This is a genomic window from Novipirellula caenicola, from assembly GCF_039545035.1.
In the GTDB taxonomy this organism is placed as follows: domain Bacteria; phylum Planctomycetota; class Planctomycetia; order Pirellulales; family Pirellulaceae; genus Novipirellula; species Novipirellula caenicola.
This window is the reverse complement of record NZ_BAABRO010000043.1, coordinates 1-6,893: the sequence shown is the minus strand read 5'-3', so window position 1 is coordinate 6,893 and position 6,893 is coordinate 1. Positions and strand designations below refer to the sequence as shown.

Annotated in this window: 4 protein-coding genes; 2 read left to right on the top strand and 2 right to left on the bottom strand. The window is 58.6% G+C overall.

Annotated features, from left to right (window positions below):
• Positions 1 to 789: 789 nt before the first annotated feature.
• A complete protein-coding gene (locus tag ABEA92_RS30930; RefSeq protein ID WP_345689681.1) occupies positions 790 to 2,490 on the top strand; it encodes a DUF1598 domain-containing protein in 1,701 nt (566 codons plus the stop codon).
• A 365-nt stretch (positions 2,491 to 2,855) separates the two neighbouring features.
• Here ABEA92_RS30930 and rnpA read toward each other — a convergent pair whose 3' ends face one another.
• Complete coding sequence (gene rnpA, locus ABEA92_RS30925) at positions 2,856 to 3,239, bottom strand: ribonuclease P protein component (RefSeq protein WP_345689679.1); 384 nt, start codon at positions 3,237 to 3,239, stop codon at positions 2,856 to 2,858.
• A gap of 229 nt (positions 3,240 to 3,468) precedes the next feature.
• Positions 3,469 to 4,449, bottom strand: a complete 981-nt coding sequence (locus tag ABEA92_RS30920; RefSeq protein WP_345689677.1) for a DnaJ C-terminal domain-containing protein — start codon at positions 4,447 to 4,449, stop codon at positions 3,469 to 3,471.
• A 646-nt stretch (positions 4,450 to 5,095) separates the two neighbouring features.
• On the opposite strand from ABEA92_RS30920, the gene ABEA92_RS30915 reads away from it, so the two are divergent.
• Entirely contained in the window at positions 5,096 to 6,778 is a 1,683-nt protein-coding gene (locus ABEA92_RS30915) for a CehA/McbA family metallohydrolase domain-containing protein (protein WP_345689676.1), read from the top strand.
• Positions 6,779 to 6,893: the final 115 nt, after the last annotated feature.

Genomic DNA, 6,893 nt, shown 5'->3' with positions numbered 1-6,893 from the left:
AGAGGGGTCGGATCGGATCTGTGAGTCAGCGACCTCTCCGCAGAGCGACTGCGAAAAGGTCATCACAGCGAATCGACGTGAAAACCAGTCGAAACACCACAACGATCATATACTAGGGTCGGCCGCAAAGCGGCCGGGGAGGGTGGTGAAACACCGCTTGCACTGTCCATTTCTAACACCCCAAGCCCCACCCAGAGCCGGCTACCGCCGACTCTGACCTCCCCAGCGGGGAGGTAAAATCATTTACCCTCCCTCCGGGAGGGTCGGCCGCAAAGCGGCCGGGGAGGGCTGGTGAAACACCGCTTGCACCGGCCATTTCTAACACCCCGAGCCCCACCCAGAGCCGGCTACCGCCGACTCTGACCTCCCCAGCGGGGAGGTAAAGTCATTCACCCTCCCTCCGGGAGGGTCGGCCGCTGAAAGCGGTCAGGGAGGGTGGTGAAACCATGCTTGCACCGTCCATTTCTAGCACCCCGAGCCCCACCCAGATCCGGCTCTCGCCGACTCTGACCTCCCCAGCGGGGAGGTAAAGTCAACTTCACCCTGCCGAACGCAACATGATCCGGCCCACCCCAATCGTTGCAATCTGCCTCGATCAAAAAGCCACACCTAGGATCGCTTCCACTTCCGGCAATGCGGATCCCATTTGTCGTGCACCGCGAAAAACGCCCTACCTTGCGACTCACCCACGCATGCGAAAACGCTGAGGCCCTTGATTTGCTGTAGAATGCACGCGGCTCACGCTCGCTCGCTTCTTCTCTCTTCCGACTCAGGCCCCCTGAATCTGTCATGGCAATACGCTCTTCTCCGTTTTGGCTTTTGCTCAGTTTGTTTGTGGCCGCATCGTTCCTGGTTCACGATGCTTCGGGACAACCGCCGCTTCGTCACCTTGAATCGGGCGAGTTTGCGGTCGCTCGCCAGCATGCGGTGGCTGCAACACTGCCTCAGCGTGATCAATTTCTGGCTCAGATTTCGACCGCTCAGTCTGCTGTTGGCGATTCCGTGGCTGCCAATTCGACGCTTCGCGAAATCGAGTCCGCGGACGCCAGGAACCAAGTCATCGCAAACACAAACGGTGCCGCTGGCGGCAGCTCGTTTGCCGATTTTGGATCGTTGATGACATTGATTGAAACAACCGTCGTGCCCGATACCTGGGAATCGCTTGGTGGCCCCAGTTCGATGGCACCCTACCCTCAAGGCGTATTTGTCGATCCGCAAGGCACGCTGCGTCCGTGCGAGACGGTCCCGCACTCGGGCGTCATGGAGAACCTCGTCGCAGAACTTGGCGATGCGGCAGCCGCGGGTGATCACGCAGCACTATTTTCACCGTTGGCGTGGCGCACTCCATCGACGCTGCGAAGCGTCTCGCTGCGTCGACTGCGAGACGCGCTGGCACATTACCAAGTCTCGGGTCAGAAAATTCCCGATTCGATTCAGTACCTTGCTGGGCTATCCGAAGTTCGTTTCGTTCAATTTACCGACAACGACATTATCCTCTCAGGCGAAGTCGGCGGCATCGAAACATATCAGGGGTGGTATCGTGATCGTGTCACTGCTTGTAACACCTTGCGGCTCGATTTTCTGTTGACCTGTTTGACCGCGGCAAGCCATCATCAGTCGTTCGGTTGCACGATTGATCCGACACGCGAAGGATTGCAGAACGCCGCTCATGTTGCGGTGGAAATTCAAAACAAATCGATTCCGATCGGCACTGCAGCCGAAGCGGTCCGTGTGGCTTTGGGGATGCAACGCGTCGAAGTGTTTGGGACGCCTGCGGACACGGTGATCGGTTATGTGATGGTCGAGGCCGATCGGCATATGAAACAGCTTGCGTTGGGGAAACAGCCGCTGCCTGAGGGAACCGACAATTATCTCGACGCGGTCGACGCGTTGATCAGCCAAGGCCCGCCGCAAGATTTGTTGTTGCGGTTATGGTTCACTGCCGTACCGCGGAGCGTTCGCTCGGACAACGATCGCCGCGTCTTCGAGCTCGCAGGCACACCGATTCGGCTGAGCGGACAGAACGAGCGAGCGATTGCCAGTGGCGAGCGTGGCCATTTGACCCGCGATCCACGCACCGAAATGTTTGTCGCTGGCTTCAACCAGAATTGGAATCGGATTCGCCAGCAATATCCAATTTACGGAGCACTCGAATCGATTTACCAAGCCGCTTCGATTGCCGAGTTGGCTGAGCGTTACACCGAATCGAGCGTCCACCAGGCATTGATCGAAAGCTTGATTCAATACGACAGCGATCGTCCTTGGATGTTGGCTGCCCCGCGTCAGGTCGAATCGATCGCAACAATGCACACGGTACGTCATGGCAAGCAAAAGCATCACATCGTGATCGCCAGTGGTGGCGTGTCGGTCGACGCAAAGCAGACGCTGCCGACACAGGTGAAACGTTACGCAACGCTCGATTCGCTAGCGTCCGCCGACGCCCAACGCCCCCGTCTCGTCCAACGCTGGTGGTGGGACCAGGGGGGGTGAGGGGAAGCGAGAGAGGGAGACACGGAGAGGGGGAGTGGGGGAGAATTGAATTCAACCGCCCTGCGGGAGGGTCGGCCGCAGCAAGCGGCCGGGGAGGGCTGGTGAAACACTGTTTGCACGGCCCATTTCGAACACTGCGAACCCCACCCAGATCCGGCTACCGCCGGCTCTGACCTCCCCAAAGGGGAGGTGAAGTCCGGCAAGCCCTCCTTCCCAGCGCCAGCCTGGCACCCCAGCCACGCTCAAACCCGCAATCCCTTCCTCATTTTTCAATTTCCAATTGTCAATTTAACTTTTTCAATCTCCCACTCTCCTTGTCTCCTTGTCTCCTTGTCTCCGTGTCTCCGTGTCTCCGTGTCTCCGTGTCACTTCTCGCTTCCCAATCGCCGGGCCGCTTTGCGAGTCAAATAGGGAATCGATTTTTGGATCTTTGCCCAGTCTGCGGTAGCACCTTTTTTGGGACGGACGACCAAGTTCATGCCGTCGGGCACCCGGTCCTGCTGCGTCCGAAACGACTCGCGGATCAGACGTTTCCAGTGGTTTCTTGCCACCGCGTTCCCTGTGCGTTTGGGGATCGTCACCCCCAATCGACTCGGAGATCCCGGCTCGCTTTCAACGGCGAACAACACTAACACGCCGTCGGCCACACACACGCCGCGACGCAGGATCACGGTGAACTGCGAACTGTGAAGAATACGACGTGATTTAGGAAACCGATAACGCACAGAGATTTGCCATGAAGGACGCACGTGGACAGTCAAGTTTGCGAGGCGTTAGGCACCGAGCTTAGAAAAATCACAACCCGAAGCGTCCGTTTTGAAGTTGCGCATTTATCACAACCCGACGCGTCAGCGAGGGACCGAATCATGATCGAAATTCCCTCGCTGACGCTTCGGGTTGTGATGGGGATAACGAATCATTCAAAAAACGGACGCACTTCCAAGGCACCGGGCTCATCACCTTAGAACGACAGAACCTTTAGAACGAAAGATCGTGTCTCAGGTTCATTGGGTTGCGCTCGGCGAATTTTTCGATCAGCTCCTTCGACTCGTCATCGAGCTTTTCGGGCAACCGAATTTGTAACTCGACAATCAAATCGCCAGCGGAACCATCGCGGCTGCGGATCCCTTGCCCCTTCAGTCGAAGGCGTCGTCCGCTGCTCGATCCCGCAGGGATGGTCATCGCCACAGTGCCGCTCGGTGTCGGCACATCAATCTTTGCCCCCAAGGCCGCTTCGGGCAATGAGATGGGAATCTTGAGTTCCAAGTTCTTGCCGATCCGGCGAAAGTGCGGATGCTCCGAGACTTTGATCAGCAGAATCAAATCGCCCGTCGGGCCTCCGTTGGGCGACGGTTGGCCTTGTTCACGCAAGCGAATTTTAGATCCGGTTTCCACGCCGGGCGGGATCGCGACTGATAACTTTTCGTTTTTGCCCGAGCGGTTCAGGTAGAACTCGGTCGTGCCCCCAAGCACGGCGGTTTGCAGCGGCAGTTCCAATTCGTGCCGCACGTTCTCGCCACGCTGCGGCGGAGCCGCACGTCGACCGCGTCCTGCACCTCGGCCAGGCCCGCCGCGGCCCGCCGCGCCACCGCCCATCAACTGCTCGAAGAAGTCCGAGAAGCCGCCTTCGAACTTGACGTCGCCGCCGCCTCCGCGACCTCCAAAAATCTGTTCCAAGTCCAAACCGTCGAAGCCCGCACCCGCTGCGGCGTGCGGATTGAATCCTCCGCCGCGGATCTTTTCGAAATCGGCACCGTAACGATCATAGGCAGCTCGTTTTTCTTCGTCGCTGAGCACATCGTACGCTTCCTGCACACGTTTAAACTTCTCGCGTGCACCTTTGTTATCCGGATTCTTGTCAGGATGGTATTTCAGCGCCAGCTTGCGGTGAGCTTTCTTGATATCGTCTTTCGAGGCGTCGCGAGCGACCCCTAAGATTTGGTAAAGATCTTCTGCCACAACTTCAAATTTTTGTACGGTGGAAAGGTTTAAAAGGATTCAGCTAGGTGCCAACTTGGCAGATTACAGCGTCTTCGACTAGCAGGAGCAAACCGCGAACCGATTTGAAATCGAAGTTGAACTGCCGACTCGCAGCGAAAGATGACAACGTTCTCAGCCGCCCCCAAGCGTCGCCGAATAGTAATCACCTCCCTTCAGGAGAGGTCAGAGTCGGCGGAGCCGTCTCTGGGTGGGCCCCGCAGTGTTAGAGATAGACGGTGCCAGCTAAGGTCCCCCGCCCTCCCCGCCCGCATCCATGCGGTCGACCCTCCCGGAGGGAGGGTGAAGTCTGCTTCACCTCCCTTCAGGGGAGGTCAGAGTCGGCGGCAGCCGTCTCTGAGTGGGGCTCGGAGTGTTAGTGATAGACGGTGCCAATTTAAGGTCCCTAGCCCTCCCCGCCCGCATCTATGCGGTCGACCCTCCCGGAGGGAGGGTGTATTCAGGCTTTACCTGCACTTTGGGGGCGCACCATGCTAAAACCCGCCCGTCCAAACATCTCTTCCCCGTCCGACCACTCCGGCGTCCTGCAGGCGAGTAAGCTAGAGTTGTTCACTTCGTTCTGCTCTTCCAACCATCGCCACAACCCTCGGTTTTCCTTCCCCTTACCATGCTTCCTTCCTATCCTCGCTCGCTTGCCTGTCTTCTGTCGCTCGCATGCGTTTACTCGTTTGCCGTCATTCCAAAGACTACCATCGCTGCTGGCGGCAAACTGACGATCACGGTTGCTGACGAAACGACCGGCGAGCCCGCTAGTGCACGACTTGAGATCTTTCGAGGCGACGAAAGTGGCCGGCGGATGTCGGTTCGGCGTACGGTTCCTGCCGGAGTGGGCGTCGTCATCGACCGCACGCTCGATGTCTCTTTTCCCGATGGTCCCTATACCTTTCGCTTGACCCGCGGCCCGGAATACCGTGTCATTCGCGGCAATTTCTTGCTCGAACCCGAAAGTCTGGATGAGCACGGGGTGCGTCTGCCACGAATGATCAACATGCTCGAAAAAGGGTGGACGAGCGGCGATTGTTGTGTTCCCGCGTCACCCAACAGTCTGCCGCTACGGATGGCATCCGAAGACCTGCACGTTGCCGCCGTGCTGGGACACGAGGATGCTAAGCCGATTGCCGGCCGCGATCGCGATGATCCGCCCGCTAATGATCCCTCCTGGATTCGCGAAGACGCGGTCCACGACCGCGGTCTGTTGTTCTACGGCTTGTCCGCGCAACCGGCTGAGACGGATGCATCGGCGGAGCATGCACTGTCGACGTCAGCGTCGCCGGCGACCGCGGACGCCCAGCTGCCCGTTGTCGCCCGACTGGCCGCGATTCCCAGGAAAGATCGAACCGATCGAAACGCCGGTAGCGGAACAAGTAATGATGGGGGCGGTGGCGAAGGCACGGACGTTCGAGTGGCGATTGAAAACCCGTTTGCTTGGCCGCTGCCGGTTTGGTTGGCGAGTCAGCGGGTGGACGGATTTTTCATTTTAGGAGACTGGTTGCGACTGGATCGCAAGGTTCTTAACCCCACCGACGGCCGCGAGCCCGAGGCGCCGCGGACCGAGCATCCGACTGAGTTAGGGCGGTGGGCCGAGCGTATTTACAGCAACCTGCTCGAAGCGGGATTCCGAATTCCACCGCTCGCCGGCAGCGGATCGGACGGACGTAGCACGCCCGTTGGGTACAACCGGCTTTACGTCGCTGCACCGCTGGAGGCGTATCGCCAATTGGACTCCGGCGCTGAAGTGGCCGCCCCGGTTCGTAGCGAATCCGAATGGTGGCATCGTGCGTTCACCGGCAACTCGGTGGCGACCAACGGACCGATGTTGTTGCCGATGCTCAGTGGCCAGATTCCCGGTTTCGTGTTCACTGCTGCTAGCGGACAGGTGCTAACGCTGCAGCCTGAGATTCAGTTGTCAGTCCGCGATCCCGTTGACTACTTGGAAGTGATTCACAACGGAGAAGTCTTTTACAGTGCCCGGCTGGACGAGTTTGCCAAAGCAGGCGGAGTGATCCCGGCGCTGGAAGTCGAAGAGAGCGGCTGGGTGATGATTCGCGTCGTCACGCTGTACGAAGACCATTATCGAGCGGCCGTCAGTGCACCGTGGTACATCGAATTTGACGGGCAGCCGCGAGTGACAAGTCAAAGCGTCGAGTTTTTTCGTGATTGGCTCGGTCAATACGAAGCAAGGCTAAAGAAGTTGCCACCCAAAGAGCTAGCGCCGCACGTCCCCTACATCCGAGCCGCCCGAGCGTTCTGGACCGCCCGCGCCGAGCTTGCAGCAGGCAGTGAGGAGTGAGGAGTGAGGAGTGAGGAGTGAGGAGTGAGGAGTGAGGAGTGAGGAGTGAGGAGTGAGGAGTGAGGAGTGAGGAGTGAGGAGTGAGGAGTGAGGAGTGAGGAGTGAGGAGTGAGGA